General features: G+C 67.7%; 18 protein-coding genes and 1 pseudogene. 8 read left to right on the top strand and 11 right to left on the bottom strand.

The window, feature by feature from the left end:
* Positions 1-130: 130 nt before the first annotated feature.
* A pseudogene (locus tag ACQY9P_RS14650) lies at positions 131-2,695 on the top strand (ligase-associated DNA damage response DEXH box helicase).
* Positions 2,692-3,399: a ligase-associated DNA damage response endonuclease PdeM gene (pdeM, locus tag ACQY9P_RS14645; protein WP_421738549.1), complete on the top strand. Its 708-nt coding sequence runs from the start codon at positions 2,692-2,694 to the stop codon at positions 3,397-3,399. Before ACQY9P_RS14650 ends, pdeM begins: the two are co-directional and overlap by 4 nt.
* Positions 3,400-3,450: 51 nt before the next feature.
* Here the strand turns inward: pdeM and ACQY9P_RS14640 are convergent, their stop codons facing one another.
* The 4 genes from ACQY9P_RS14640 to ACQY9P_RS14625 are packed head-to-tail and all read right to left on the bottom strand — an operon-like array spanning position 3,451 to position 8,602.
* Positions 3,451-3,912: a DUF3429 domain-containing protein gene (locus tag ACQY9P_RS14640; RefSeq protein ID WP_421738550.1), complete on the bottom strand. Its 462-nt coding sequence runs from the start codon at positions 3,910-3,912 to the stop codon at positions 3,451-3,453.
* Positions 3,913-3,915: 3 nt separating this feature from the next.
* Positions 3,916-4,674, bottom strand: coding sequence for a TIGR02186 family protein (locus tag ACQY9P_RS14635; RefSeq protein ID WP_421738551.1), 759 nt, complete (start codon positions 4,672-4,674; stop codon positions 3,916-3,918).
* Positions 4,671-5,594: a sulfite exporter TauE/SafE family protein gene (locus tag ACQY9P_RS14630; protein ID WP_421738552.1), complete on the bottom strand. Its 924-nt coding sequence runs from the start codon at positions 5,592-5,594 to the stop codon at positions 4,671-4,673. The genes ACQY9P_RS14635 and ACQY9P_RS14630 overlap by 4 nt, the downstream gene beginning before the upstream one ends.
* A gap of 59 nt (positions 5,595-5,653) precedes the next feature.
* Positions 5,654-8,602 carry a peptidoglycan-binding protein gene (locus ACQY9P_RS14625; protein ID WP_421738553.1) on the bottom strand — a complete coding sequence of 983 codons (2,949 nt, stop codon included), beginning with the start codon at positions 8,600-8,602 and terminating at the stop codon, positions 5,654-5,656.
* Between the two features lie 209 nt (positions 8,603-8,811).
* On the opposite strand from ACQY9P_RS14625, the gene ACQY9P_RS14620 reads away from it, so the two are divergent.
* Positions 8,812-9,027, top strand: a complete 216-nt coding sequence (locus ACQY9P_RS14620) for a hypothetical protein (protein ID WP_421738554.1) — start codon at positions 8,812-8,814, stop codon at positions 9,025-9,027.
* Here the strand turns inward: ACQY9P_RS14620 and ACQY9P_RS14615 are convergent.
* Positions 9,024-10,673: a phosphatidylglycerol lysyltransferase domain-containing protein gene (locus ACQY9P_RS14615; RefSeq protein ID WP_421738555.1), complete on the bottom strand. Its 1,650-nt coding sequence runs from the start codon at positions 10,671-10,673 to the stop codon at positions 9,024-9,026. The two genes, ACQY9P_RS14620 and ACQY9P_RS14615, sit on opposite strands and share 4 nt — an antisense overlap.
* Positions 10,674-10,867: 194 nt before the next feature.
* Here ACQY9P_RS14615 and ACQY9P_RS14610 point away from each other — a divergent pair, with 194 nt between their 5' ends.
* The 5 genes from ACQY9P_RS14610 (at position 10,868) to ACQY9P_RS14590 (ending at position 15,471) form a co-directional block, all read left to right on the top strand.
* The gene (locus tag ACQY9P_RS14610) at positions 10,868-12,073 is read left to right on the top strand and encodes an acyl-CoA dehydrogenase family protein (protein ID WP_421738556.1); all 1,206 of its coding nucleotides are present in this window, start codon (positions 10,868-10,870) and stop codon (positions 12,071-12,073) included.
* A 3-nt stretch (positions 12,074-12,076) separates the two neighbouring features.
* Positions 12,077-12,688, top strand: coding sequence for a 2-hydroxychromene-2-carboxylate isomerase (locus ACQY9P_RS14605; RefSeq protein ID WP_421738557.1), 612 nt, complete (start codon positions 12,077-12,079; stop codon positions 12,686-12,688).
* A gap of 1 nt (position 12,689) precedes the next feature.
* Positions 12,690-13,829, top strand: a complete 1,140-nt coding sequence (locus ACQY9P_RS14600) for an acyl-CoA dehydrogenase family protein (RefSeq protein WP_421738558.1) — start codon at positions 12,690-12,692, stop codon at positions 13,827-13,829.
* Positions 13,830-13,967: 138 nt separating this feature from the next.
* Positions 13,968-14,471 carry a pyridoxamine 5'-phosphate oxidase family protein gene (locus ACQY9P_RS14595; RefSeq protein WP_421738559.1) on the top strand — a complete coding sequence of 168 codons (504 nt, stop codon included), beginning with the start codon at positions 13,968-13,970 and terminating at the stop codon, positions 14,469-14,471.
* A 304-nt stretch (positions 14,472-14,775) separates the two neighbouring features.
* Positions 14,776-15,471 carry a Crp/Fnr family transcriptional regulator gene (locus ACQY9P_RS14590; RefSeq protein WP_421738560.1) on the top strand — a complete coding sequence of 232 codons (696 nt, stop codon included), beginning with the start codon at positions 14,776-14,778 and terminating at the stop codon, positions 15,469-15,471.
* Here ACQY9P_RS14590 and pyk read toward each other — a convergent pair.
* From pyk to pgl, 6 genes are all read right to left on the bottom strand, one after another.
* Positions 15,468-16,898 (bottom strand): pyruvate kinase, encoded by a 1,431-nt coding sequence (gene pyk, locus ACQY9P_RS14585; protein WP_421738561.1) that lies wholly within the window; start codon positions 16,896-16,898, stop codon positions 15,468-15,470. The genes ACQY9P_RS14590 and pyk overlap by 4 nt on opposite strands.
* A 22-nt stretch (positions 16,899-16,920) precedes the next feature.
* The gene (locus tag ACQY9P_RS14580) at positions 16,921-19,389 is read right to left on the bottom strand and encodes a glycoside hydrolase family 3 protein (RefSeq protein WP_421738562.1); all 2,469 of its coding nucleotides are present in this window, start codon (positions 19,387-19,389) and stop codon (positions 16,921-16,923) included.
* A 276-nt stretch (positions 19,390-19,665) separates the two neighbouring features.
* Positions 19,666-20,688 carry a LacI family DNA-binding transcriptional regulator gene (locus ACQY9P_RS14575; protein ID WP_421738563.1) on the bottom strand — a complete coding sequence of 341 codons (1,023 nt, stop codon included), beginning with the start codon at positions 20,686-20,688 and terminating at the stop codon, positions 19,666-19,668.
* Positions 20,689-20,874: 186 nt separating this feature from the next.
* Positions 20,875-21,864, bottom strand: coding sequence for a glucokinase (gene glk, locus ACQY9P_RS14570; RefSeq protein WP_421738564.1), 990 nt, complete (start codon positions 21,862-21,864; stop codon positions 20,875-20,877).
* A gap of 13 nt (positions 21,865-21,877) precedes the next feature.
* Complete coding sequence (gene edd / locus ACQY9P_RS14565) at positions 21,878-23,689, bottom strand: phosphogluconate dehydratase (protein ID WP_421738565.1); 1,812 nt, start codon at positions 23,687-23,689, stop codon at positions 21,878-21,880.
* A 5-nt stretch (positions 23,690-23,694) separates the two neighbouring features.
* Positions 23,695-24,387, bottom strand: coding sequence for a 6-phosphogluconolactonase (gene pgl, locus ACQY9P_RS14560; RefSeq protein WP_421738566.1), 693 nt, complete (start codon positions 24,385-24,387; stop codon positions 23,695-23,697).

Below are 24,387 nucleotides of genomic sequence, written 5' to 3'. Positions count from 1 at the left end.
AGCGGCGATTGTTGTCGCTGAGCGAGCAGCGTCAAGCGTTGCTGCCTGGGAGGCGAATGTTCCGGCGCCCAAGCAAAGGCCAACGCGGTTCGTCTGGAAACGGAACAGGAACATGCTATATCCGCGAGCGATGCATGCGGCCTCCGCCCTACCTCCCCGCTTTCAGGACTGGTTCGCCGCGCGCGGCTGGACTCCGCGCGCCCATCAACTGGACATGCTGGCCAAGGCCCGGGCCGGTCGCAGCGCCCTGCTGATCGCCCCCACCGGTGGCGGCAAGACCCTGGCGGGCTTCCTGCCCAGCCTGATCGAGCTGTCTGAACGCGCGCCGCGCAACACCCCGGCCGGCGTCCACACCCTCTACATCTCGCCGCTCAAGGCCCTGGCCGTGGATGTCGAGCGCAATCTGATGACCCCGATCCGCGAGATGGGGCTGAAGATCGTCGCCGAAAGTCGCACCGGCGACACGGGCGAGAGTCGCAAGGCCCGCCAGCGGATCAAGCCGCCGGACATCCTGCTGACCACGCCCGAGCAACTGGGCCTGTTCTGCGCCTGGGAAGGCGCCCGCGAATACTTTGCCGATCTCTCCTGCGTGATCATCGACGAGGCCCACGCCATCTGGCCGTCCAAGCGGGGCGACCTGCTGGCCCTGCATCTGGCGCGGCTTCAGCTTTTCGCGCCGAAGATGCGGCGGGTGGGATTGTCGGCGACGGTCGATGACCCGGGGCTGGTGCGGCGGTGGCTGGGGGTGAATCATCCTCCCCCTGACGGGGGAGGTGTCGGCGAAGCCGACGGAGGGGGAAGTCTTCTCTCGTCCTCGACGGCTCCCCCCTCCGGCGCTCCGCGCCGCCTCCCCCTTCAGGGGGAGGATTTGACGTCCGTCGACCTCGTCCTCGGCTCCGGCGGCGCCCAGCCGGTGGTCGAGGTGCTGGTCTCCGGCGGCCGGGTGCCCTGGGCGGGCCACACCGCCGAGCACGCGATGGCCGAGGTCTACGAGATCATCAAGAGCTCCAAGACCGCCCTGGTCTTCGTCAACACCCGCTTCCAGGCCGAATTCGCCTTCCAGAAGCTTTGGGAGCTGAACGACGAGGGCCTGCCGATCGCCCTGCACCATGGCAGCCTGTCGGCCGAGCAGCGCCGCAAGGTCGAGGCGGCGATGGCCAAGGGCGCGTTGCGGGCCGTGGTCTGCACTTCGACGCTCGACATGGGTATCGACTGGGGCGACGTCGACCTGGTGATCCAGCTGGCCGCGCCCAAGGGCGCCTCGCGGATGGTCCAGCGGATCGGCCGCGCCAACCACCGCCTGGACGAGCCCAGCCGCGCCCTCTTCGTGCCCGCCAGCCGTTTCGAGATGCTGGAGTGCCGCGCCGCCGCCGACGCCATTCTGGAAAACCATCTGGACGGCGAGCCCGAGCGCACCGGAACCCTGGACGTGCTGGCCCAGCACATCATGGGCTGCGCCTGCTCCGAGCCCTTCGCCCTGCTGGCCCTTTACGAAGAGGTCCGCACCGCCGGCCCCTATGCGGAGCTGTCATGGGAAGACTTCGAGAGCGTGGTCGATTTCGTCTCGACCGGCGGCTACGCCCTGAAATCCTATGACAAGTTCCGCCGCATCGTACCGGGCCAGGACGGCCTGTGGCGCGCGCGAGACGCCCAGACCGTGCAACGCCACCGCATGAATGTCGGCGCGATCGTCTCGGCCGCGACGGTCAATGTCAGGATCGGCGGCGGCAAGCGGCCGATGGGCGGACGCAAGATCGGCGAGGCCGAGGAAGGCTATTTCGAGCAATTGGCGCCCGGGGACACCTTCATCTTCGCCGGCCAGGTCTGGCGCTTCAATAGCCTGGTCGGGGCCGACGCCTTCGTCAGCCCCGCGCCCAATGACGACCCGAAGATGCCCAGCTGGGGCGGCTCGAAATTCCCGCTCTCGACCTATCTGGCCAGCCGGGTGCGCAAGATGATGCACGACGAGACCGAGTGGCTGGCCCTGCCGCCCGACGTGCAGGAATGGCTGGCCTGGCAGAAGGTTCGCTCGGCCCTGCCCGACGAGACCGAGATGCTGCTGGAGACCTTCCCGCGCGGGAAGCGCTTCCACATGGTCTGCTATCCGTTCGAGGGACGGATCGCCCACACCACCCTGGCCATGCTGCTGACCCGCCGACTGGACAGGCTTGGCGTCGGGCCGCTGGGCTTCGTCTGCAACGACTACGCCCTGAATGCCTGGTCGCTGAAGCCCATGAACGACCTGGATCTGGACGAGCTGTTCGACCAGGACATGCTGGGCGATGATCTGGAAGCCTGGCTGGAAGAGAGCTTCATGATGAAGCGCGCCTTCAAGGCCTGCGCCCTGATCTCCGGCCTGATCGAGCGTCGGCATCCGGGCCAGGAGAAGTCCGGACGGCAGGTCACCTTCTCGACCGACCTGATCTATGACGTCCTGCGCCGCCACCAGCCCGACCACCTGCTGCTGCGCTGCGCCCGCCAGGACGCCGCCACGGGTCAGCTGGACGTGGCGCGGCTGGGTGACATGCTGGCGCGTGTGAAGGGCCACATCCGCGCCGTCAGCCTGGACCGCGTCTCGCCCTTCGCCGTCCCCATCATGCTGGAGATCGGCCGCGAGCGCGCGCCAGGCGACGCCGCCGGTGAAATGATCCTGGCCGAGGCCGAGGAAGACCTGATCTCGGAGGCCATGGCGTGACCCGGTTCGAAGCCAATGCCTGCGGCGGTCTGCGGATCGAGCTGTCGGGCGCCAGCGTCGTGCTGCGCGGGTCAGGCGCCCTGTGGCTGGAATCCGAACGCACCCTGGTGGTCGCCGACCTGCACTTCGAGAAGGGCAGCAGCTATGCCGCTCGCCACGGCCAGATGCTGCCGCCCTACGACACGCGCGAGACCCTGGATCGGCTGGATCGCGAGATCACCGACCTCACTCCGACGTGCCTGATCTTCCTGGGCGACAGCTTTCACGACGGCGACGGCGAGAGCCGGCTGGCGGCCGACGACGCCGAGCGCTTGCGCGGCCTCGCGCGGGGCCGCGACCTGGTCTGGGCCGTCGGCAACCATGACGAGGACGGCCCGAAAGGTCTGCCCGGCCAGGTGATAGACGAGGCCTCGATCCTGGGCCTCGTCCTGCGCCACGAACCTCAGGGTGGGCTGCAGCCCGGTGAAGTCGCCGGGCACCTGCATCCGGCGGCCCGGGTGTCGAGCGGGCGCGGCAGCGTGCGTCGGCGCTGCTTCGTCACTGACGGCTCGCGGCTGATCCTGCCGGCCTTTGGCGCCTATACGGGCGGCCTGAATGTTCTGGATCGGGCCTTTTCAGGCCTGTTCGGCGGACCGCTGCTGGCGGCCGCCCTGGGAAAGCAGAAGGTTCACGCGATCGGGCCGCGCTCCCTGCGTCCCGACTGACCTTTCGAGCGGCCGCCGAAGTCGGTCGGCGCTGTCGACGACAACGCCGGTCTACATGTGCAGGGCTTGTTCCAGGGCAAAGGCCAGCGACACGGCCGCGCCCGAGGTCAGCAGGGTTCGCATCCTGGGTCGCCAGGCCGGCCCGTCATGGTCGTTCACATCCCAGACCCACTGCAGCAGGAAGACCAGCAGAAAGCCCGACAGTTGCCACGCGGGCTCAAACCGAAGCTCGCCCAGCAGCAGGCCGAAACCGGCCAGGGGAAACAGCAGGGAAAGTCCCAGCACCACCCAGCGGGGACTGGGATTTTCGATCTCGAGCCCGGTGCGAACGCCGCCGAAATACGAAACCATCGCCGTCGAATAGGCCAGCAGCGAAATCAGCGCGCCGCTCTGCGCGGCCGGCGGGCCATAGCAGAACAGGCCCGAGGCCACGAAAAACGGTATCAGGGTCGACAGCCCAAACACCCAAACCGCCGGCGGCGCCGGTACGCGATCCGCCACGGGCTCGCTCATGACTCAACTCCTCCGGAAGGCCGCCGAAGCGGCCCACCCTGCCCCGAGGGCGACTATTACCGAGACGAGCCCATAGGTCCACGGACGATCTTTGGCGAACAGATAGAGCGCGCGTTCCGCGCCGACCTTCTCGACGATCAGGCTTCTGTCACGGATCGATACAGGTTTTCCATCCTGAAAGAGGATGATGCGTGCTTCATAGCGGCCGATCGGGGCCTCGGCGGGCAGATCGACGCCCGCCCGGAACAGGCCCTTGTCGACGAAGCGCACGCCCGTGGGGTCGGCGGCGTAGAGGCCCGCCTGGCTCTTCAGCCGCAGCACGGCGCGGCGCCATTCCAGATAGTCGGCGCCCAGTCGGCTGACCACGACGTCCCGGACGCCGTAACGGGTCTCGACCCTCTGCTCCAGCGGCGCGGCGATGGCCAGATGCTCCAGGCCCGCGCCCAGTCGGCGCAAGGGGCCAAAGCCGGCGATCTCGCCCAGGGGCCGTGTGGACGCCACGCGATAGAAGCCCGGCGCGCCTTCGAAGACGACCGGCCGGCCATTGAGCCAGAGGCCGGCGACCTTGCTTTTTCGGGCGATACGGATCGGCTGGTCCGGGCCACGCACGATGACGATGACGTCGCTGGGCCTGGAACCCGGATCGAAGACCGCGCCATAGAGCACGATGCTCGCGCCGCGAAAGCCGGAAGTGACCTTGATCTCGGTCTCGGTCAGGGCTGCGGAGACGGCGGGCGGCGGCGTGGCGGCGACGGGGGTCATCGAGCCGCGCCCATCATCAGCACGAACGGCTCGCTGGGCGTCAGGAAGAGGCCCAATCCCATCCGCAGGCCGACCAGCAACACCAGCAGGGCCAGCAGGGCCCGAAGTTCCTCGGCCCGGAAGCGACCTGACGCCCGCGCGCCCAACTGGGCGCCGACCACGCCGCCGATCAGCAGCAGGGTCGCCAACACGATATCGACCGTCTGGTTGCGCCCCGCCTGCAATATGCTGGTCAGCGAGGTGGTGATGACAATCTGGAAGAGGCTGGTGCCCACCACCACGGGGGCGGGCATGCGCAGCAGATAGATCATCGCCGGCACCAGGATGAAACCGCCGCCGACGCCCATGATCGCCGACAGCACGCCCACGAACACGCCCAGCAGGATCGGCGGAATGACGCTGATATAGAGCCGCGAGCGCGGGAACCGCACCTTGAACGGCAGGGCGTAGAGCAGCATCGGCCGCCGCTCGCGCCGGGGCTTGGGCGTCTCGCCGCGACGACGCCGCAGGATGGCGCCGACGGACTCGGTCAGCATCAGGCCGCCGATGATCCCCAGGAAGACCAGATAGGAGAGCGAGACCGCCAGGTCGGCCTGCCCGATCAGGCGAAGCCAGCGGAAGATCTCGACCCCGGCGAACGATCCGACAGCCCCGCCGGCGGCCAGAACGCCGCCCATGCGAAAGTCGACGACCCGCTTGCGGCTATAGGCGATGACGCTGGAGACGGAGGATGCCGCCACATGGTTGGCCTCGCTGGCCACGGCCACCACCGGGGGGATGCCCATGAACACCAGCACCGGCGTCATCAGGAAGCCGCCGCCGATGCCGAACATTCCAGAGATGAAGCCGACCAGCCCTCCCAGCACCACCAAGAGCAGCGCGTTCACCGACACTTCGGCGATGGGGAGATACAGGTGCACGCGTCAGGGACCGAACGGCTTGGGGCGAACCCCTTGATTGCCGCCGACCGCCCGCGCGGTCAACGCGTATAGACCGAAAGCCGGCTCAGGGTTTCGGTATCCAGGGCGCCCGACGCCTGCAGGCCCTGATCGCGCTGATAGGCGGCGATCGCCATGCGCAGGGCCGGTGAGGCGACGCCATCGCGAGGCCCCTGGTAATAGCCCAGTTGCGAGAGCGCCTGCTGGGCCGTGCCCAGGCCCGCCGAGCCCGGCGCCGTCGACGTATTGGCGGCGACCATGGCGGTCACAGACTGGGCGCGGAAGGCATAGGCCGAACGGTCGGCGGTGCGCTGGGCCTCGGCGGTCAGTTGCGGCCGCAGGGCGGTGGCGCGCGCCTTGGAGGTGGCGTCGCCGGCGCGGCCCGCGATCACGTACCACTTGTAGGCCTCGGCCGGGTTCTGGCTGACGCCCCAACCGCCCTCATAGAGCTGGGCGAGATTGAACTGGCTGTCGACCAGACCCTGGTCGGCCGCCTTGCGGAACCAGGTGGCGGCGGTGGTCGAATTCTTGGGGCCGCCCTGGCCCTTGAAATAGAAGAGCGCCAGATTGTGCATGGCGCGCGGATCGCCAGAAGCGGCGGCGCGCTCGGTCCAGCGACGGGCCTCGGCGAGGTCCTTCTTCACGCCGCCCTCGCCCATCTCGTACATCTTGCCGAGATAGAACTGGGCGCGCGGCAGGCCAAGATTGGCGGCCTGCTTCATGATGTCGACGCCGGAACGGTCCTTTGCCTCGATCTTGCGGACGCCTTCGTCGAAGAGCGCCTGGGCGTTTTCCTGCGGCGGCGGGGGCGGCGGCGGGGTCACGGTGGTCGGCGTGATCAGTTGCGGCGCGAGGGCGATGGCGGCGCGCGGCTGACCGGGCGTGGTGTCGGCTTCGCCGGTCTTGACCTCCACATCGGCCTTGCGGCCGGCGATGGCCTGGGCCACGCGGTCAGGGACCTGGGTGTCGCTGTGATCGGGCAGCAGCAGGCCGGCAACGCCCGCGCCCAGGGCGCCGGCGACGCCGAACACCATCAGGGCGGTGGCGACGGTCGAACCCATCCGGCGCTTGGCGGCCTTGGTCGAAGGCTTGCCGAAGCCGGCGAACAGCGACGTGCGCGGCGCCTTGGCGGGCTTTTCCTTCTTGCCGTCCTTCTTGACCTTGGCGTCGACAGCGGCGGCGGCGCGGGCGGCGGCGCGGGCCTGCTCGATCACTTCGCGTGTGGACAACGGGCGCGAGGCCTCGGCCTCGGGAGCGGCGAAGGTTCCGAAATCCGACGCGGGCGCGAAGGACGCGTCGGCCGTGGACGGTTGTTGACCCACGAAGCCGTCGGCGGCCTCATAGTCTTCATCGTCGAAGCTGGGCGGCTCCGGGTCGGCTGCCGGGAAGGCCGCGACCTCGAATGACACAGGCGGGCGAGTAACCGGAGGCGGCGTATTGAAGACGTCTTCCTCGACAGGGTCTTCGCTGCCGAACGAGTAGTTGCTGTTCTCGAACGGCGAGGCCGGCGCGCGAACCACGGGCGCCGGCGCGGCGGCCGGCTGGGCGACCGCCTGCTCGGCGAGCTTGCGCTGGGCGTCGCTCAGGCGCGTGTCGATCTTGTCGCGCGCCTCGTCGAGCATGCGCGCGGTGCGCTCCTCGCTCTGGCGGATACGATCGATCAGTTCCTGCGACGAGCGTTCGTGACGCTGGTTCAGACGATCGGTGACGCGGGTGACCTGTTCGCCGACATCGTCGATGGCCAGGGCGTTGCGACGTTCGGCGTTGCCGATGCGCTCGGCCAGTTTCTCGGTAATGCGGGCGATTTCCGCGCCCAGCTTTTCAAGGGCCTGAGCCTGGACACTGTCGGCGCGGTTCAGCTTGTGCTCGACGGTCGCGGCGATGCGGGCCACTTCTCCGCCGACCTGCTCGATGGCGGTGGCGTTGCGGCTCTCGGCGGCCTGAACGCGGCGGTTGAAGGCGTCGGCCATGCCGACGACTTCACGGCCCATGCGCTCGATGGCCTGGGCCGAGCGCTGCTCGGCGACCTGCACGTGCGCGGCCATTTCGCCGAGCTTCTTTTCCATGCGATCGAAGCGGCCGTCGGCGCTGTCGCGCAGCTTGGTCGCCATTTCCAGGCGCGCGGCTTCCATGCGCTTGGTCAGATCGCCGGCCAGTTGGTCGAGACGCTCCTGAACGCCCGTCGCCGGGTTCGCGCCCTCGACCGATTGCAGACGGCCGTCGAGCGCCGAGAACGAGGCGCCAAGTTCGCGCAGCGCCTCGGCGGTGCGGGTTTCGGCGGCTTCGAGGCGCTGCCCCAAACGGGCCACCACTTCATCGACGACGGCCGAGGGATCGCTTTGAGCCGTGGCCGGTTGCGCGTCGAGGCGCGCTTCCAGGGCGGCGATGGCTTCGCGGGTGCGGGCTTCACCCTCGTACAGATGACCCGCGACCTTGCCCAACGCCCCTTCCAGGGCGCGCAGGGCTTCGGCCGAGCGGGGGCCGGCGGCTTCGGATTCGATGCGGCGCAGGCGTTCGGCTGAACGGATCTGTTCGCTGCGGATCTCGTCGACAGCGCCCTCGAACCGGGCGGCCACGGCGATCTGTTCGCGTTCGGATTGACCCAGTCGGCTGAGCGCGCCGCGAACCGATTGGTCGATACCCGAGATGGCGGCGGCCGAGCGGCCCTCGGCCGCCTCGATGCGGTCGGTCAGGCGGTCCAGAGCCAGGGCCACCCGGCTGACCTCGTCGGCGGGGTGCTCGGCGATCTCGATGCGCGGCGGCGCATCATCGTCCTTGGCGATATGAAGGTAAGGGCGCGAGGACCGCTCCTGGGCGCCGCCGCCGAAAGCGTCCGGGGCCGAAGCGTCACCGCCCTGCCCTTCGCCTTCGATAATCATGCGGTTGAGCCATTCGCCCAACGTCATGCCGGAGCGACGCGCGAGGTCTTTCGCGACCTCACGTGCCTTGGGGTCTATCCCCTTTACGCTCCATGGCGCCGCGGCCGTCATACGAATCGTTCTCCCCGCACTTGGGGACCAACGCTAGTCACCGATTCCTGGGGTGTAAACGCGACCAAATCGCTAAATGTAGTGGGTTCACGATTCATTAGTGGAGGAATCAGGACACACCTTTAACCATGTTTAGCGTGCCTGAAATGCAAGAGGGTTAACGCAGGTTAACGATTTGCCAGGCCGATTGTCGCAGGCCATTGAGGGGCATGGACATCCCCGTCACCCTCACCGCCCTCGCCGTCCTGCTGGCGCTCGCCGTCTTCTGCGGGTGGCGCGGCGCGCGTCCGCCCAACATATTAAAGGGCCCGCGCCTCATGCCGTGGCGTCCGCTGATGATGCTTTGCGTGGTCGCCATCATGCTGCTGACCGTGCATCTGCTGAACCTTCTAGGCATGCAGACGGGCAACCAGACGCGCTATTAGGTCGCGGCGCGTTTCGGGCGCTTGGCCAGGCCGCTGACGCCGCCGGAAGACAACAGACCGATGTCGGCGAGCAGAAAAGGGATCGACCACTTGTGCGGCGCGGCAATATAGCGCGGCTGCCAGACAGGGTCGTATTTGTCCTTGTAGCGACGAACGCCCTGGAAATTGTAGATCTCTTCTCCGCGCTCATAGAGCAGACGACCCACGCGCGACATGATCGGGGCCAGCGGGCGATCTTCCAGGCCGGCCAGCGGCGCCATGCCGAACTCGAACGCCTGGTAGCCTTCGTCCTTGCCCCACTGCAGCAGCTCGACGAACAGATAGTCCATGACGTTCTTGGGCGCGTCGTCGGAGTAGCGCATCAGGTCCATGGAGAACGCGGCCTTGTGCGCCGTGGTCCACAGGGTGGCGAAGGCGACGATCTGGCCTTCGAAGCGCACCAGGGCGACCGGGAACTCGGCCACGTAGCGGGGATCGAACCCTCCCATCGAGAAGCTTTTTTCGCCCCCCGCATGGTGGCTGAGCCAGGAATCCGAGATCGTCTTGAACTCGTCCATCAGCGCCAGCGCGCCGCCGACAGGCAGCACCTCGAACGCCGCGCCGCCCTCGCCGGCCTTGCGCCAGTTTCGGCGCAGCACTTCGCGACGACGGCCGGCCATCGAAAACGCCTCCAGGGGCACAGCGGCGCTTTCGCCGGTCTTCTGGATCGCCAGGCCAAGGTCGACGCTGTCGGGCAGATCCTCGGGGCCAAGGCCATAGAACCCGGCGCGCGCCGCGTGGGCGTCCGCCAGTTCGCGGAACCGCCAGAACAACTCCATGCGCTCATCCCTGCGACCGACCGGCGGGCCCAGGGCGATCCAAGATCGACCGCGCACACCGAACATCAGGAAGGTCTCGCCCGAGGCCGAGAACAGGAAGCGCTTGTCGCCCAGCAGCGCCAGGTTCGAACCCGGCTCGGCGTCCTCGGCCGTGACCAGGATGGCTCGTACGCGGGCGAAATCGGGATCGGTATCGTCGACCACCGCCGGCATGGCGGGCGTGGAGACCAGTCGCCAGACGCCGATGGCCAGCAGGACGATCGCCGCCGCCACCGACGAGCGGATGGCGCGCGCCGCCTCGTCATGGTCGGCCAGCACCTTCATCCAGGACTTGTCGGCGAATTCCGTATGGGCGAACGACCACCAGCCCAGCAGGCCGGCGCCGGCGAGCGCCGCTGCGGCGGAGAGCAGCCAGCCGGGCGTGATCTCCATCCGGAACAGCGCGGCCTTGCGGTGGAAGGCTTCGTGGAAGGGCAGGATCAGCAGGAGGCAGACGCTGAGCAGCGCCGTCTCTTCCCAGTTCAGACCCTTGAAGATCGCCAGCAGCGCCGCCGCCGCCAGGGAGATCACCGCCGCCCACCACGCGCCATCCAGACGCGAGCGCAGGCCAAACGCCAGCAGCAGCAGGACAAGGCCCAGGATGGACGAAACGAAGTGGCTAATCTCGATCAGCAGATCGGGCGCGAAGGCCAGCAGCAAGGCGAAACGGGTCGGTTCGGACGGCGTGGCGCCGGAGGCCAGCAGCATGACGCCGGCGGAGGCGGCGAGGATCGCGGCAAGCGTCGGCGCGATCGCCAGGGCCGCGGGTCTTAGTTCTGGCGCGGACATCGCGTTCCCGGATCGGCGAATCCCAGTCGGGATTCCTCGGCAGTCGCTCCTATACCCCCGAAACCATGACAGGGTCGCCTGCCTTGCGATAAACGATTGTTTGAATCGACTTGCCCGCCGCGCGCCGTCGCGTAGTCTGGAGGCGAGCGGCGTCCCGGAGGCGCCGAGACGAGAGATCCCAGGGAGAGACGACCATGGCCGATTTCGGTGGAACCGAACTCGACGCCTTCCGCGCCGAGACCCGCGCCTGGCTGGAAGCCAACTATCCGCCGTCGCTGCACGAGCCGATGGGCGAGGACGACGCGCCCTGGGGCGGTCGCAAGATGGTCTGGAAGAACCCCGACGCGAAGCTGTGGCTGGATCGCATGGCCGAGCGCGGCTGGACCGCGCCGATGTGGCCCGCGGAATATGGCGGCGGCGGCCTCTCCAAGGCCCAGAACAAGGTGCTCGAGCAGGAACTGCGGCGCCTCAAGGCGCGGCCGGCCCTGATGAGCTTCGGCGTCTGGATGCTGGGCCCGGTGCTGCTGGAATACGCCACCGAGGAACAGAAGAAGAAGTTCATCCCCGGAATCGTGCGCGGCGAGACCCGCTGGTGCCAGGGCTATTCCGAACCCGGCGCGGGCTCTGACCTCGCGGCCCTGCAGACCAAGTGCGAAGACAAGGGCGATCACTATCTGATCAACGGCCAGAAGGTCTGGACCAGCTATGCCGACCAGGCCGACTGGATCTTCTGCCTGGTGCGCACCGACACCACCAAGAAGCACGAAGGCATCTCGTTCGTTCTGTTCGACATGACCACGCCAGGCGTCGATCCGCGCCCGATCAAGCTGATCAGCGGCTCCTCGCCCTTCTGCGAAACCTTCTTCGACAACGTGAAGGTTCCCAAGGACCAGCTGGTCGGCAAGCTGAACGGCGGCTGGGACATCGCCAAGCGGCTGCTCCAGTACGAGCGCCAGAACATCTCGGCCAGCGGCTTTGGCGGCGGCGGCGGGCTCGACCTGGTCGACGTGGCCAAGAAGGAGATCGGCGTCGACGAGACCGGTCGCCTGGCCGACGGCGACCTGCGCGCCCGCATCGCCGCCCACCGCATGGACGCCCATGCCTTCGCCCTGACGGTCCGCCGGGCCGAACAGGAGTCGAAGACAGGCAAGGGCCCCAGCGCCGCCGTCTCGATCATCAAGTACGCCGCCGCCAAGATGAACCAGGAGCGCTTTGAGCTGATGGTCGAGGCCATGGGCCTGCAGGGTCTGGGCTGGGAAGGCGAAGGCTTCAGCAAGGACGAACTGAACGTCACGCGCGGCATGCTGCGCTCGAAGGGCAATTCGATCGAGGGCGGCACCAGCGAGGTCAATCTCAACGTCGTCGCCAAGCGCGTCCTCGGCCTGCTGGATCACCAGTAGCCGATGCTGACCTTCTGGTACGAGTTCGCCTCGACCTACTCCTATCCGGCGGCCATGCGCATCGAGCGACTGGCCGCCGAGGCAGGGGTGGCGGTCGCTTGGCGGCCTCTGCTGATCGGCCCCCTGTTTCACGAACAGCAGGGCCTGACCGACAGCCCGTTCAACAGCTTTCCCGTCAAGGGGGCCTACATGTGGCGCGACTTGCAGCGGGTCTGCGACAGGGAGGGCCTGCCACTGGTCCGCCCCAGCCAGTTCCCGCGCAATGGACTGCTGGCGGCCCGGGTCGCGATCGTCGGTCTTGAGGACGGCTGGACGCCGGCCTTCAGCCAGGCGGTCTATCAGGCCAACTTCGTCGACGACCTCGACATCAGCGATCCCGCTGTCCTGGCCCCGCTGATCGCGGCCGTGGGCGCGGCGCCTGAACACGTCCTTGCCGCCGCTCACAGCGATCCGGTCAAGGCCCGCCTCAAGCAACACGTCGCCGACGCCCGCGCCCAGGGCGTGTTCGGCGCGCCCAGTTTCGTCACCGCCGACGGCGAGCTCTTCTGGGGCAACGACCGTCTCGAACAGGCCCTGGAATGGGCCGCCCATCATCAATCGAGGGAGCACGCCTGACATGGCCGTCCTGACCGAAGAACAGACCATGCTGCGCGACGCGGCCAAGGGCTGGACCACCGATAGCGCCCCCGTCGCGGCCCTGCGCAAGCTGCGCGACAGCAAGTCGGGCAAGAGCTTTGACCCCGCCGCCTGGGCCGAGATGGGCCAGATGGGCTGGGCCGGGGTGATTATCCCGGAAGAGCACAACGGCTCGGCCTTCGGCTATCTGGGCCTAGGCCTGGTGCTGGAAGAGACCGGCCGCACCCTGGTGGCCTCACCCCTGCTCTCCACCGCCCTGATCGCGGCCTCGGCCCTGACCCTGGCCGGAACGGACGCGCAAAAGACCGCCTGGCTGGACAAGATCGCCCTGGGCGAGGCCGTGGCGACCCTGGCCGTCGATGAAGGCTCGCACCACGCCCCCGCCAAAGCCGCTCTGGCGGCGACCCGCGCCGGCGCCGGCGCCGGCTTCGCCCTGAACGGCTCCAAGACCTTCGTGATCGACGGCGAGGCCGCCGACCTGCTGATCGTCGTGGCCCGCACCAGCGGCAAACCCGGCGACACCGATGGCCTGACCCTGTTTCTGGTCCCCGGCGACGCCCCCGGCGTGACCCGGGCGCATTTGGCCCTGGCGGACTCGCGCGGCGCGGCCCAGATCACCTTCAAGGACGTCTCGGTCGGCGCCGACGCCGTTCTGGGCGAGGTCGACAAGGGCTGGGCGGTGCTGGAGCCAACGCTGGATCGCGCCTATGCGGGCTTGGCGGCCGAGATGCTGGGCACGGCCAACGCGGCCTTCGACATCACCCTGGACTACCTCAAGACCCGCACCCAGTTCGGCCAGGTCATCGGCACGTTCCAGGCGCTGCAACACCGCGCCTCCAAGCTGTTCACCGATCTGGAGACCACGCGCTCGTGCGTCGAGGCGGCGCTGGAGGCCTTTGACGCCGGCGGCGACACGCGCGCCCTCGCCTCTCTGGCCAAGGCCAAGGCCTGCGAGGTTCTGCACCTGGCGTCCAATGAAATGGTCCAGATGCATGGCGGCATCGGCATGACCGACGCCCATGACTCCGGCCTCTACATGAAGCGCGCTCGTGTCGCCGAGGCGCTGTTTGGCGGCGCGTCGTTCCATCGCGACCGTTACGCCAAACTCCAGGGCTTTTGACCTCAAGCGCCTATCCCGCTCAAGTCAGGGAAAGGGTCACAGCCGACCCGACTCCGGAAGGGGCGAACCTGGAGCTCAGGAACCTCCGCACGCACCATCGGTTCTTCCTTGCGATCCGCAATCGCAAGGAAGAACTCAATGTCGCGCGACATCAACGACCAGGAAAAAGCCGAACGCCGCCTGTGGGAAGAGATCGAGGCCGCCCGCTTCGGCATGCTGGGCCTGTCCAACGGCCATCAGCACTTCCAGCCCATGACCGCCTTCGCCGAACCTGACGAGGGCGCGATCTGGTTCTTCTCGAGCGATGACACCGACCTGGTGAAGGTCGTCGCTCAGGGCGACAACAAGGCGATGTTCGTCGTGCAGTCCAAGGACCAGGATTTCCAGGGTTGTATCGACGGTCGGCTGGTGGAGACGCGCGATCAGGCTCGCATAGACCGCTACTGGAACCCGATGGTCGCGGCCTGGTATCCTGCGGGCAAGGACGATCCGCATCTGACCTTGCTGCGGTTTGACGTGAGCGACGCCGAGGTATGGATCTCCAAGGGCGGCGCGGTGCGACTGGCGTGGGAGATCGCCAAGGCCAATCTCAATGGCAAGGCGCCCGATCTGGGCATTCAGGCTCATCTGGACCTGAACTGACCTCATCACGACACAAGAACAGTGGAGGCCGCCCATTCACGCTGGGCGGCCTTCAGTGTTCCGCATCCCCGATCCTGGTGACGACCGCAGGCCGGGACAAGCATTGTGCGTCGGGAACCCGACGCAACGCGGACAGATGAAGTCTTCTCAGAACTAGATCCGTGCGGGCTCACACCCTGAATTTGCTTTCCGGCCCACTGGATTGTGTCGGCTACTCGACCGCGCGGGTCTGGCTTCCAACCTATAGCTTGCAACCCGTGCCGCGCGACGGCGTTCGACTCCCATGACAGGGCCAAAAACCCCCTTGAAGAACCGTCTGCTCCTCGCGTTGCCGTCCGACGAACTCGCCCTCCTCTCGCCCCACCTTCTGCCGGTCGAGCTCGAGCGCGGACGGTTGCTCTACGACCCCGGCGATCGGATCGACACGATCTATTTCCCCCACGACGGCGTCATCTCGCTGATGACCTTGATGGAGAACGGGGCGGCGATCGAATCCGCCGCCATCGGACGCGAAGGCGCCCTGGGCCTGATGGCCGGCATCTCCGCCCGTCAGTCCCTGACCCGTGCGATCGTTCAGTCGCCCGGCCTGGCCTCGCGGCTCGGCGTCGGCGCTCTGCATGATCTCTGTCCCCGCGCGCCGGTGCTGCGCAGCCTCATCGACCGTCACAACGAGGCGCTGTTCGGCCACGCCATCCAGTCGGTGGCCTGCAATGCCCTGCACGCCGTCGAGGCGCGCTTCTGTCGCTGGCTGCTGTCGTGCCATGACCGCATCAGCGTCGACACGGTCCAACTGACCCAGGAATTTCTGGCCGACATGCTGGGCGTCCAGCGGACAACCGTGACCGCCGTCGCGGGCTCCCTGCAGACCAAGGGGCTGATCCGCTATCGACGCGGCGTGGTTGACATCCTGGACCGCGCCGGCCTCGAATCCATGGCGTGCGAATGCTATGGCGCGGTCAGGCGCGGCTATGAGCGGCTGTTGCCCACGCCCTTTGGCTAGCGCTTACGGATCGGCAGCGGGGCGTGAGCCAGCCGCAGCAGATTGGCCGCGCCCGGCGCGCCAAACGGCGTCCCCGCCACGATCAGCAGACGCTCTCCGGGCGCCACAAGACCCAGTTCCAGCGCGCGGCTGGCGGCGTCGGTGGTGACCACTTCCAGACTGTCGGGCTGAGCGCTGACACGCGGCTCCACACCCCAGACCAGGGTCATGCGGCGCACCGCATTGATCTCGGGCGAAAGGGCCAGCACAGGCTGCAGCGGACGCTCGCGGGCCAGGCGTCGCGCGGTGGCGCCGGTGGTGGTGAACGCCACCAGGCACTTGGTCGAGCCAGCCTTCGCCGCCCCGGCCGCAGCCACCACCAGAACATCGGCGTCGTCATCGTCGTGCGGCTGCTCGGCCTGCATCAGTTCGGGCCAGCGCGGATCGCGCTCCACCCGCTCGATGATGCGATTCATCATCGCCACCGATTCCTCGGGATAGTCGCCAGCCGCAGACTCGGCCGAAAGCATGACGGCGTCAGCGCCCTCATAGACCGCGTTGGCGACGTCCGAAGCCTCGGCCCGGGTCGGGGTCGGCGAACTGGTCATGGACTCCAGCATCTGGGTCGCGACAATCACCGGAATGCCCCGCTCGCGCGCCGCGCGCAGGATCACCTTCTGAGCCACCGGCACCTCTTCCGGGGCCATCTCGACGCCCAGGTCGCCGCGAGCGACCATTACACCGTCACAGAGATCCATGATCGCGCCCAGGCATTCCAGGGCCTGCGGCTTCTCGATCTTGGCCAGCACAGCGGCGCGGCCTTCGACGATGCGGCGCAGCTCGGCCATGTCTTCGGGGGCCTGGACGAACGACAGGGCGATCCAGTCGACCCCGAGGCGCAGGGCGAAAGCCAGGTCCTCGCGATCCTTCGGCGTCAGGGGCGACATCGGAATGACGACGTCGGGAACAGCGACGCCCTTGCGCTCCGACAGCTTGCCGCCGTTCACAACCCGCGTGTTGGCGTAACCTGGACCCGCGTCGGTCACCGTCATCCGCAGCTTGCCGTCATCCAGGAGCAGCGTGGCGCCGGGGCGCATGGCCACAAGAATCTCCGGATGCGGCAGGCAGACGCGGGTCTCGTCGCCCGGCGTCGGATCGCTGTCGAAGCGAAACGCCTGGCCGGCCTGAAGCTGGACAGGACCGTTGGCGAACTTGCCCACGCGCAGCTTTGGCCCCTGCAGGTCGGCCAGGATGCCCAGCGGACGCCCCACGATCGGCTCGGCCGCCCGGATCGCCGCATAGACGGCTGCATGGGTCTCGTGGGCGCCGTGGCTGAAATTGAGGCGAAAGACATCAGCCCCGGCCTTGGCCAGGGTGATGATCATTTCCGGCGAGCTGCTGGCCGGGCCAATGGTGGCGACGATGCGGGAACGACGCGCGCGGATCATGCGGCCGCTCCTTGTGCTTGGGCTATTGCGAGGGACAGACGGCGTCGCCCTCGTTGGAGGCCAGCTTGATCTCGGTGAAGGCCAGGGCGAACCGTCCGGACGTCGACAAGGCGAAGGGGGACGAAACATGCGTCATGTCCGCTCCCTTGGCCTTGAAACAGGAAAGTTTGATCTTGGCCGTTCGCCATTCGCCGATTTTCGCGCCAGAGAAAGTTGACGTTACGTCTAGCGCCGCCCCGCAGGATTCGCCACAGGCGATCGCCAGGGAGACCGGCTTGCCGGGGGCTTCATCCACGCGGTAGCGGAGCATCACCGCCATGTCGCCGGTGGTCTGGCGAGACAGGTCGACGGGCTGCCCCATGACGGTCAGCGCGCCCGCGCCCTGCCCGCTCCACTCGGCCAGGCGTGCGTTTTCCTGGGCGCCGGCGTCGATCGGTTTGACCGCGACCGCGCCGCCGACATTGAGGGTCCAGGGCGGCGGAGCGCGGCCGGCGATAAAATAGCGATCCACATTGACCGCCGCCGAGACCACGCCGGGATCTTCCGAAAGCGCGCCCACCTTCCCTGGCTTGGCGTAGCTTAGGCCGTATCCATAGGCGAACTGCGGGTCATATCCGGCGTCGCCGCGATTGAGCGGAACCTGATTGGCGCGACGGGGCCAGGAGTATGAGAGCTTGCCGCTGAAGTCGTGGCGCGGCTTGCCGGCCTTGTCGCCGACCAGCACGTCCGCGACCCCGCCCCCTTCGCTGCCCGGCAGCCAGGCGGCGACGAAGGCGTCGGCCGCGTTGATCTCGGGATTGGTCCACAGCGGCCGGCCGCTCAGGAACACCGCGACCACCGGAATACCCTTGGCCTTCAGCGACTTGATCAGGGCGAGGTCTGTCTTGTCGCCCGGCTGATATTCCAGATTGGTCACGTCGCCCTGGAACTCGGCATAGGGGTTCTCGCCGAACACCACCACGGCCACGTCGGGTTTGGTCTTGAAGGCGCCGCCGGGCGCCAGTTCGACCTGGCCGCCGCCGGCCTTCACCGCCTCGGCGATGCCGGCATAGACCGATTGGCCAAGAGGAAAGTCGCTGTTCTTGTTGCCGGTGCCCTGCCAGGTCAGGGTCCAGCCGCCGGCCTGCTTGCCGATATCGTCGGCGCCGTCGCCGGCGACCAGAACGCGGGCCGAACTCTTGATCGGCAGAACACCCTGGTTCTTCAACAGCACCAGCGATTTGCGGACGGCCTCACGCGCCACGGCGCGATGGGACGGAGCGCCCAGCAGTTCGAACCGGCCCTCCAGGGGACGGTTGTCGGCGAACAGACCCGCCTTGACCTTGACGCGCAGCACCCGTCGCACGGCGTCATCCAGCCGGGCCATCGGGATCGTACCGTCCTTGACCTGGGCCAGGGTGTTGTCGAACAGACCCTTCCAGCTGTCGGGGGCCATAACCATGTCCATGCCGGCGTTATAGGCCTGGGGGCAGTTGGTGTTGGCGCAACCCTCCACCTGGCCGTGGGCGTTCCAGTCGCCAACGACAAAGCCCTCGAACCCCATGCGGCCTTTCAGGACGTCGGTCTGCAGGCTCTTGTTGCCGGTGTGCTTGACCCCGTTCCAGCTGGAGAACGACACCATCACCGTCAGAATCCCCGCGTCGATCGCGGGCGGGTAGCCCTGGGCGTGCAGACGGATCAGGTCCTGCTCTGAAATCTGCGCGTCGCCCTGATCCTTGCCGTCGGCGGTGCCGCCGTCCGCCAGGAAGTGCTTGGCCGAACCGACGACGTGATTGGAAGCCAGCGGCTGCCCAGCCTTCAGTTCGCCCTGCAGGCCCAGCGTCATCGGGCCGGAATAGGCTTTGACCACCTCCGGATCCTCGGCATAGCCCTCGTAGGCCCGGCCCCAACGCTCGTCGCGCGGCACGGCCACGGTGGGCCCGAACGTCCAGTCCGCGCCGGTCGACGCCACCTCCTCGGCCGTGACCGCGCCAATACGACGGATCAGGTCGGGATCACGGGTCGCGCCCAGGCCCACATTGTGCGGAAAGATCGTGGCGCCGACGATGTTGTTGTGACCGTGCACGGCGTCGATACCGAAGATGATCGGAATGGCGTTGTGGCCTTCCCGCTTCTCCAGCGCCACCGCGCGATAGGCCTTGATCCAGTCGAGCCACAGGCGCGGCGCGGCGCGGTCGTCACCGCCCGGCGCGGTGTTGCCGCCCGCCTCGACCGAGCCCAGCGGATATTTGCGAAGGTCGTCCGGGGTGATGGAAGCGCCATCGGCCTGGATGGTCTGGCCGACCTTTTCCTCCAGGCTCATCTTGCTCATCAGGTCGGTGATGAAGGCTTCTGTCCTGGCGTCGGTGATCGCGGCGGGGCTGGCGGCCCTGGGCCACAGTTCGGGATGGGCGACCGCCGACGGAGTCTGGGAAAGCGCCGCGCCACCGAGCCCCCCCGCCAGCAGCAGAGCGAGAACCGAGACGGGGGCGAAGCGGCGGCGAGCGGACATGAAGTTTCCCGTAGTGGCGGCCCGGCCCACGGGGCCGAGAAGACGAAAAGGCTCGACGCGGCGCTTGCAGGCTCGCCGCGTCGAGAAGGCGTGGACGCCTATGCGCGTTCCAGACGGAACCGCGGCCAGCGACAGGCGCGGCGAGGCGTTGAAAATGACGAGATCACCCGTTTCCTCCTGACGCCGTCTCAAGGGCGGCGTTCTTGGTTGACGTCATGACAGCGTAATCAGACAGCGCTGTCAATCGGCAACTTTCTTCCCCTCTCAGTCACCGCTTCAGGCAGCCGCCGGGCCGGTCGATTCCCGCACGACAAGTTCGAAGTCCAGAAGCTTGAACGGCGGCTTCTCGCCTTCCTCCCAGGAGACTCCGGTAAGCAGCATGTCGGCCGCCGCCCCGGCCATGGCGGCGATGGGCTGGCGCACCGTGCTCAGTTGCGGCCACACCACCTTGGCCCCGGGGGTGTCATCGAAACCCGCGACCGACAGGGTCTCGGGCACGTTGAGGCGCAGACGATTGGCCACCGCCATCACGCCAAGGGCCATGTCATCGTTGCTGGCGAAGATGGCGGTCGGGCGATCTTCGCCGGACAGCAACCGTTCGGCGGCCTCGAACCCCGAGCGGAAAGAGAAATAGCCCTGCTCCACCCGTCCGGGCCGCACGGTCAGGCCGCTGTCGGCCATGGCGTCCATAAAGCCCCTGTGGCGCAGGTGCGAGGCACCGTGATCGGGATGGCCGATGATGAAGCCGATATCGCGATGCCCCAGCCCGATCAGGTGCTTGGTCATCTCGTAAGCGGCCAATCGATCGTCCATCCCCACACGAGCCGAACGATCGAGATCGCCGCCCGGCGAAATTCGGACATAAGGAACCTGTTCCCGCTCCAGGGCCGCCAGAACCACAGGGTGATCGCAGACGGGCGCGGTCAGGATCACGCCATCCATCCGCAGGGTCGCCAGCATGGGCGCGACCTGCTCCTCGACATTGTCGGCCGTGGAATCCAGCGGCTCGACGATGAGGTGGTAGCCCTCCTCCCGACACCGCGCGATGGCGCCCAGTTGCACGTCGGTGATGTAGCCAGGGCTGGGGTTGTCGAAAAAGACGCCGATCAGATAGGCCTTGGAACCCGCCAGGCTGCGGGCCGAGATATTGGGCCGATAGCGCAGCGCCGCCACAGCCGCCTGGACCCGGTCACGGGTGTCTCCCTTGACGTTGGGCTCGCGGTTCAGGACGCGGGAAACGGTCTTGATCGACACGCCAGACACGCGGGCGACATCGTGGATCGTGATCTTCGAACTCAATTCCGCCCCTCGCGCCTGGAGCCTTTCGGAAAAGGCTCCAAATCAGATAGTTGGAGCGTGGCATGCGCCGAAAGCGGCATCCAGTTTCGGCCGCCACGCTCTTACCGATTCCTTCGGCTTGGAACGCAATAAGCCATGACAGCCTTGTCATGGCGAGCCCCCGCGCACCCGTAAGTGGAGGCCCTTCTACGAGATCGACGCCCGCCCATCCGGGGTCATCGCCACGGCCGCCCCGATGAGAGCGGTGTGAGGGTGCAGGATCACGTGGCTGGGGATCGACTTCATGTAGTCGACAAACCGGCCCTTGGCCTCGAAGCGGGCGCGGAACGGGCCGGCTTCCAGCAGGTCGATGATCCGGGGGGCGATGCCGCCGGCGATGAACACCCCGCCCCGGGCGCCCAGAGCCAGGGCGATGTCGCCCGCCGTCGAACCCAGGATGGCGCAGAAACGATCCACCGTGGCCAAGCTGTCGGCGCAGCCCTCGACGGCGCGTTCGGTGATCTGCTTGGCGGGCAAGGGATCGACCTTGCGCCCCTCGGCCTGGGCCAAGGCGATGTGCAGGTCTTCCATACCGGGCCCGGACAGAATGCGTTCGACCGAAACACGGCCGAACTGCTTGACCAGGGCTCGGAGGATCTCGATCTCGATTTCGTCCGTCGGTGCGAAGGCGATATGTCCGCCTTCGGTGGTCAGGGGCGTATTCACGCCATGACGTCGCGCCATGCCGGCGACACCAAAGCCCGTTCCCGGGCCCAGGATCGCAAGATCCCCCTCACCCGAGGTCGGCAGCGGGCCGATCTGGCGCAGATCCTTGGGCGACAGGCGAGGCGCGGCCAGGGCCTGGGCCGTGAAGTCGTTGATCAGCGTGGCTTGCCGGAAGCCGCCGGCGCGCCGCAGGCTGTCCTCGGAAATCCGCCAGTCCAGATTGGTCATGTGAACCGACCCGTGCTCGATCGGGCCTGCCACCGCCACCACCGCCTGGTCCGGGTGGCGCACGCCGACCTTGGCCAGATAGTGCTCGATGGCGTCCTCGGCGGTGGCGTAGTCCTCGCCCTTGTAGGTGGTCGGCTCGATCAGGCGCGGATCCGGGCCATCGAATTCCACCAGGGCGAACCGTGCGTTGGTTCCGCCGATATCACCGACCAGGCCAAGCCCGACGCCGTTCAAACCGTTCATCAAGACCGCTTCCTCAAGCAAACAGCACGGAGGCGCCATGGTCGGCGGGGCCGACCCCCGCGCGCATCCAGCCGAACAATTCCCGCCCAAAGCCCGGCTTGGACGCCGGGACATTCGCCGGCGTGCGCGCGCGAAGAACCGCGTCGTCCACCAGCACTTTCAGTTCGCCGTTCGTGGCGTCGACCGTGATCAGGTCGCCGTCCTGGACGTAGGCCAGCAGCCCGCCCTTGGCGGCTTCCGGGGTCACGTGGATGGCCGCCGGGGTCTTGCCCGAGGCGCCCGACATCCGGCCGTCGGTGACCAGGGCCACCTTGAAGCCCCGGTCCAGCAGCACCGAGATCGACGGCGACAGATTATGCAGTTCGGGCATGCCGTTAGCGGCGGGGCCCTGGAAGCGCATCACCACCACGACGTCGCGATCAAGCTCGCCCCGCTTGAAGGCGGCGATGAAGTCTTCCTGTTCCTGGAACACCGCCGCCGGGGCGGTGATGATGTGGTGCTCTGGCTTGACGGCCGAGATCTTCATCACGCCCCGCCCGATATTGCCGCCCAGCATGCGCAGGCCGCCCTCGGGGCTGAAGGCGTCGGAGACCGGACGCACGATGGCGGTGTCCAGCGACTCTTCCGCGCCGTCGCGCCAGCTCAGCTCCCCATCCACCAGGACGGGCTCTTGGGTGTAGCGCGACAGACCGGGGCCGGCGATGGTCAGGACGTCTTCGTGGGCCAGGCCGGCCTTGAGCAGTTCGCGGATCACGAAGGCCATGCCGCCGGCGGCCTGGAAGTGGTTCACATCGGCCGAACCGTTGGGATAGACGCGCGCCAGCAGCGGCGTGGCCTTGGAGATCTCGTCCAGGTCTTCCAGCGTCAGGATCACGCCGGCGGCGTGGGCCATCGCCACCAGGTGCAGGGCCAGGTTGGTGGAGCCGCCGGTCGCCATCAGGCCGACCACGCCGTTGACCACCGACTTCTCGTCGATCATGCGGCCGACGGGAATGAACTCATTGCCCTTGTTGGTCACGGCGGCGGCGCGCCGCGCGGCCTCTTTCACCAGCGCTTCCCGCAGCGGCGTGTTGGGATGCACGAAGGCCGAGCCGGGCAGATGGAAGCCCATCAGTTCCATCAGCATCTGGTTGGTGTTGGCCGTGCCGTAGAAGGTGCAGGTGCCGGGGCCGTGATAGCTGGCGCTCTCGGCTTCCAGCAGTTCGGCGCGCCCCACCTTGCCCTCGGCGTAGAGCGCGCGGATCCGGGCCTTCTCCGAATTGGGCAGGCCCGAGGTCATCGGACCGGCGGGCACGAACAGGGCCGGCAGGTGGCTGAAGGTCAGGGCGCCGATCACCAGGCCCGGGACGATCTTGTCGCAGACGCCCAGATACAGCGCGCTGTCGAAGGCGTCGTGGGTCAGGGCGATGCCGGTGGCCATGGCGATGACGTCGCGCGAGAACAGCGACAGCTCCATGCCCGGACGGCCCTGGGTGACGCCATCGCACATGGCCGGCACGCCGCCTGCGAACTGGGCGGTGGCCCCGACCTCACGCGCCGCGACCTTGATCAGCGCCGGGTACTCTTCCAGCGGCTGGTGGGCCGACAGCATGTCGTTATAGGCCGAGACGATGCCGATATTGGGCGCGTTCGGGTCCAGAGCCCGCACCTTGTCGACGCCCGGCGAGGCGGCGAAGGCATGGGCCCAGTTGGCGCAGGACAGCTTGGCCCGCCCCGGCTGGTTGGCGATAGCCGCGTCCATATTGGCCAGATAGGCGGCGCGGCTGTCCTTGCTGCGCTCGACGATCCGGGCCGTGACCTTGGCGATAACGGGATTGAGGCTCATGGCGCTTACTCCGCCCAGAGGATACGGACCGGCGCGCGGTCCTGATTGAGGATGGCCGCGATCGGAAGGGCCGGATCAACGGGCCCTTCCAGAAGCGTCTTCTTGGCTTCGCCGGTCACGAGCAGCACGATCAGGTCGCTGTTGGTCAGGGCGGCCAGGGTCAGGCTGAGGCGCGGCATGTCCGGCGCGGGCGAACCGGCCGGCACAGCCAGCACCAGACGGGCGGACGCCGCATCCAGCCCCTCCGCCAGAACAGGCGAGCCGGGGAAAAGGGACGCGAAATGGCCATCCCCGCCAACGCCCAGAAGCACCACGCCGAACGGCGAGGCCGAGGCGACGCCAGCTTCGGCTCGCGCCGCGGACTGGTCCAGACTGATGTCCTTGAAGTACAACGGCGCGAACTGGGCCTTGCCCGCCTGGTTCGAGAGAAGGTGGCGGCGAACCAGCCCTTCGTTGCTGGCGGCATGCGACGGCGGCGTCCAGCGCTCGTCGGTCAGGGTGACCGTGACCCTGTCCCAGGGCGCGGTCATCCGGGCCAGACGGTCATAGACCGGCGCCGGCGTCGTGCCGCCGGTCGCCGCGAACCCGGTCTGGCCATGGGTGGCGACGGCCGTGGTCAGGGCCGAGACGATCACCGACGCGGCGGCGTCATAGAGGGCGTCGCGCGAGCCAAAAACCTCGATCCTGGACGGGTTCAT

The sequence above is a fragment of the Caulobacter sp. genome (assembly GCF_965279145.1).
GTDB lineage: Bacteria > Pseudomonadota > Alphaproteobacteria > Caulobacterales > Caulobacteraceae > Caulobacter.
This window is presented reverse-complemented; position numbering and strand designations above follow the sequence as displayed.

Coding starts and splice junctions, on each gene's coding strand:
- pyk (WP_421738561.1), bottom strand. CDS start 16,898: ATGATCCGCGCGCGTCGTTCCCGCATCGTCGCCACCATTGGCCCGGCC.
- edd (WP_421738565.1), bottom strand. CDS start 23,689: ATGAGCCTCAATCCCGTTATCGCCAAGGTCACGGCCCGGATCGTCGAG.
- glk (WP_421738564.1), bottom strand. CDS start 21,864: ATGAACGGTTTGAACGGCGTCGGGCTTGGCCTGGTCGGTGATATCGGC.
- ACQY9P_RS14610 (WP_421738556.1), top strand. CDS start 10,868: ATGGCCGATTTCGGTGGAACCGAACTCGACGCCTTCCGCGCCGAGACC.
- ACQY9P_RS14605 (WP_421738557.1), top strand. CDS start 12,077: ATGCTGACCTTCTGGTACGAGTTCGCCTCGACCTACTCCTATCCGGCG.
- ACQY9P_RS14595 (WP_421738559.1), top strand. CDS start 13,968: ATGTCGCGCGACATCAACGACCAGGAAAAAGCCGAACGCCGCCTGTGG.
- ACQY9P_RS14640 (WP_421738550.1), bottom strand. CDS start 3,912: ATGAGCGAGCCCGTGGCGGATCGCGTACCGGCGCCGCCGGCGGTTTGG.
- ACQY9P_RS14625 (WP_421738553.1), bottom strand. CDS start 8,602: ATGACGGCCGCGGCGCCATGGAGCGTAAAGGGGATAGACCCCAAGGCA.
- ACQY9P_RS14580 (WP_421738562.1), bottom strand. CDS start 19,389: ATGTCCGCTCGCCGCCGCTTCGCCCCCGTCTCGGTTCTCGCTCTGCTG.
- pgl (WP_421738566.1), bottom strand. CDS start 24,387: ATGAACCCGTCCAGGATCGAGGTTTTTGGCTCGCGCGACGCCCTCTAT.
- ACQY9P_RS14615 (WP_421738555.1), bottom strand. CDS start 10,673: ATGTCCGCGCCAGAACTAAGACCCGCGGCCCTGGCGATCGCGCCGACG.
- ACQY9P_RS14620 (WP_421738554.1), top strand. CDS start 8,812: ATGGACATCCCCGTCACCCTCACCGCCCTCGCCGTCCTGCTGGCGCTC.
- ACQY9P_RS14635 (WP_421738551.1), bottom strand. CDS start 4,674: ATGACCCCCGTCGCCGCCACGCCGCCGCCCGCCGTCTCCGCAGCCCTG.
- ACQY9P_RS14600 (WP_421738558.1), top strand. CDS start 12,690: ATGGCCGTCCTGACCGAAGAACAGACCATGCTGCGCGACGCGGCCAAG.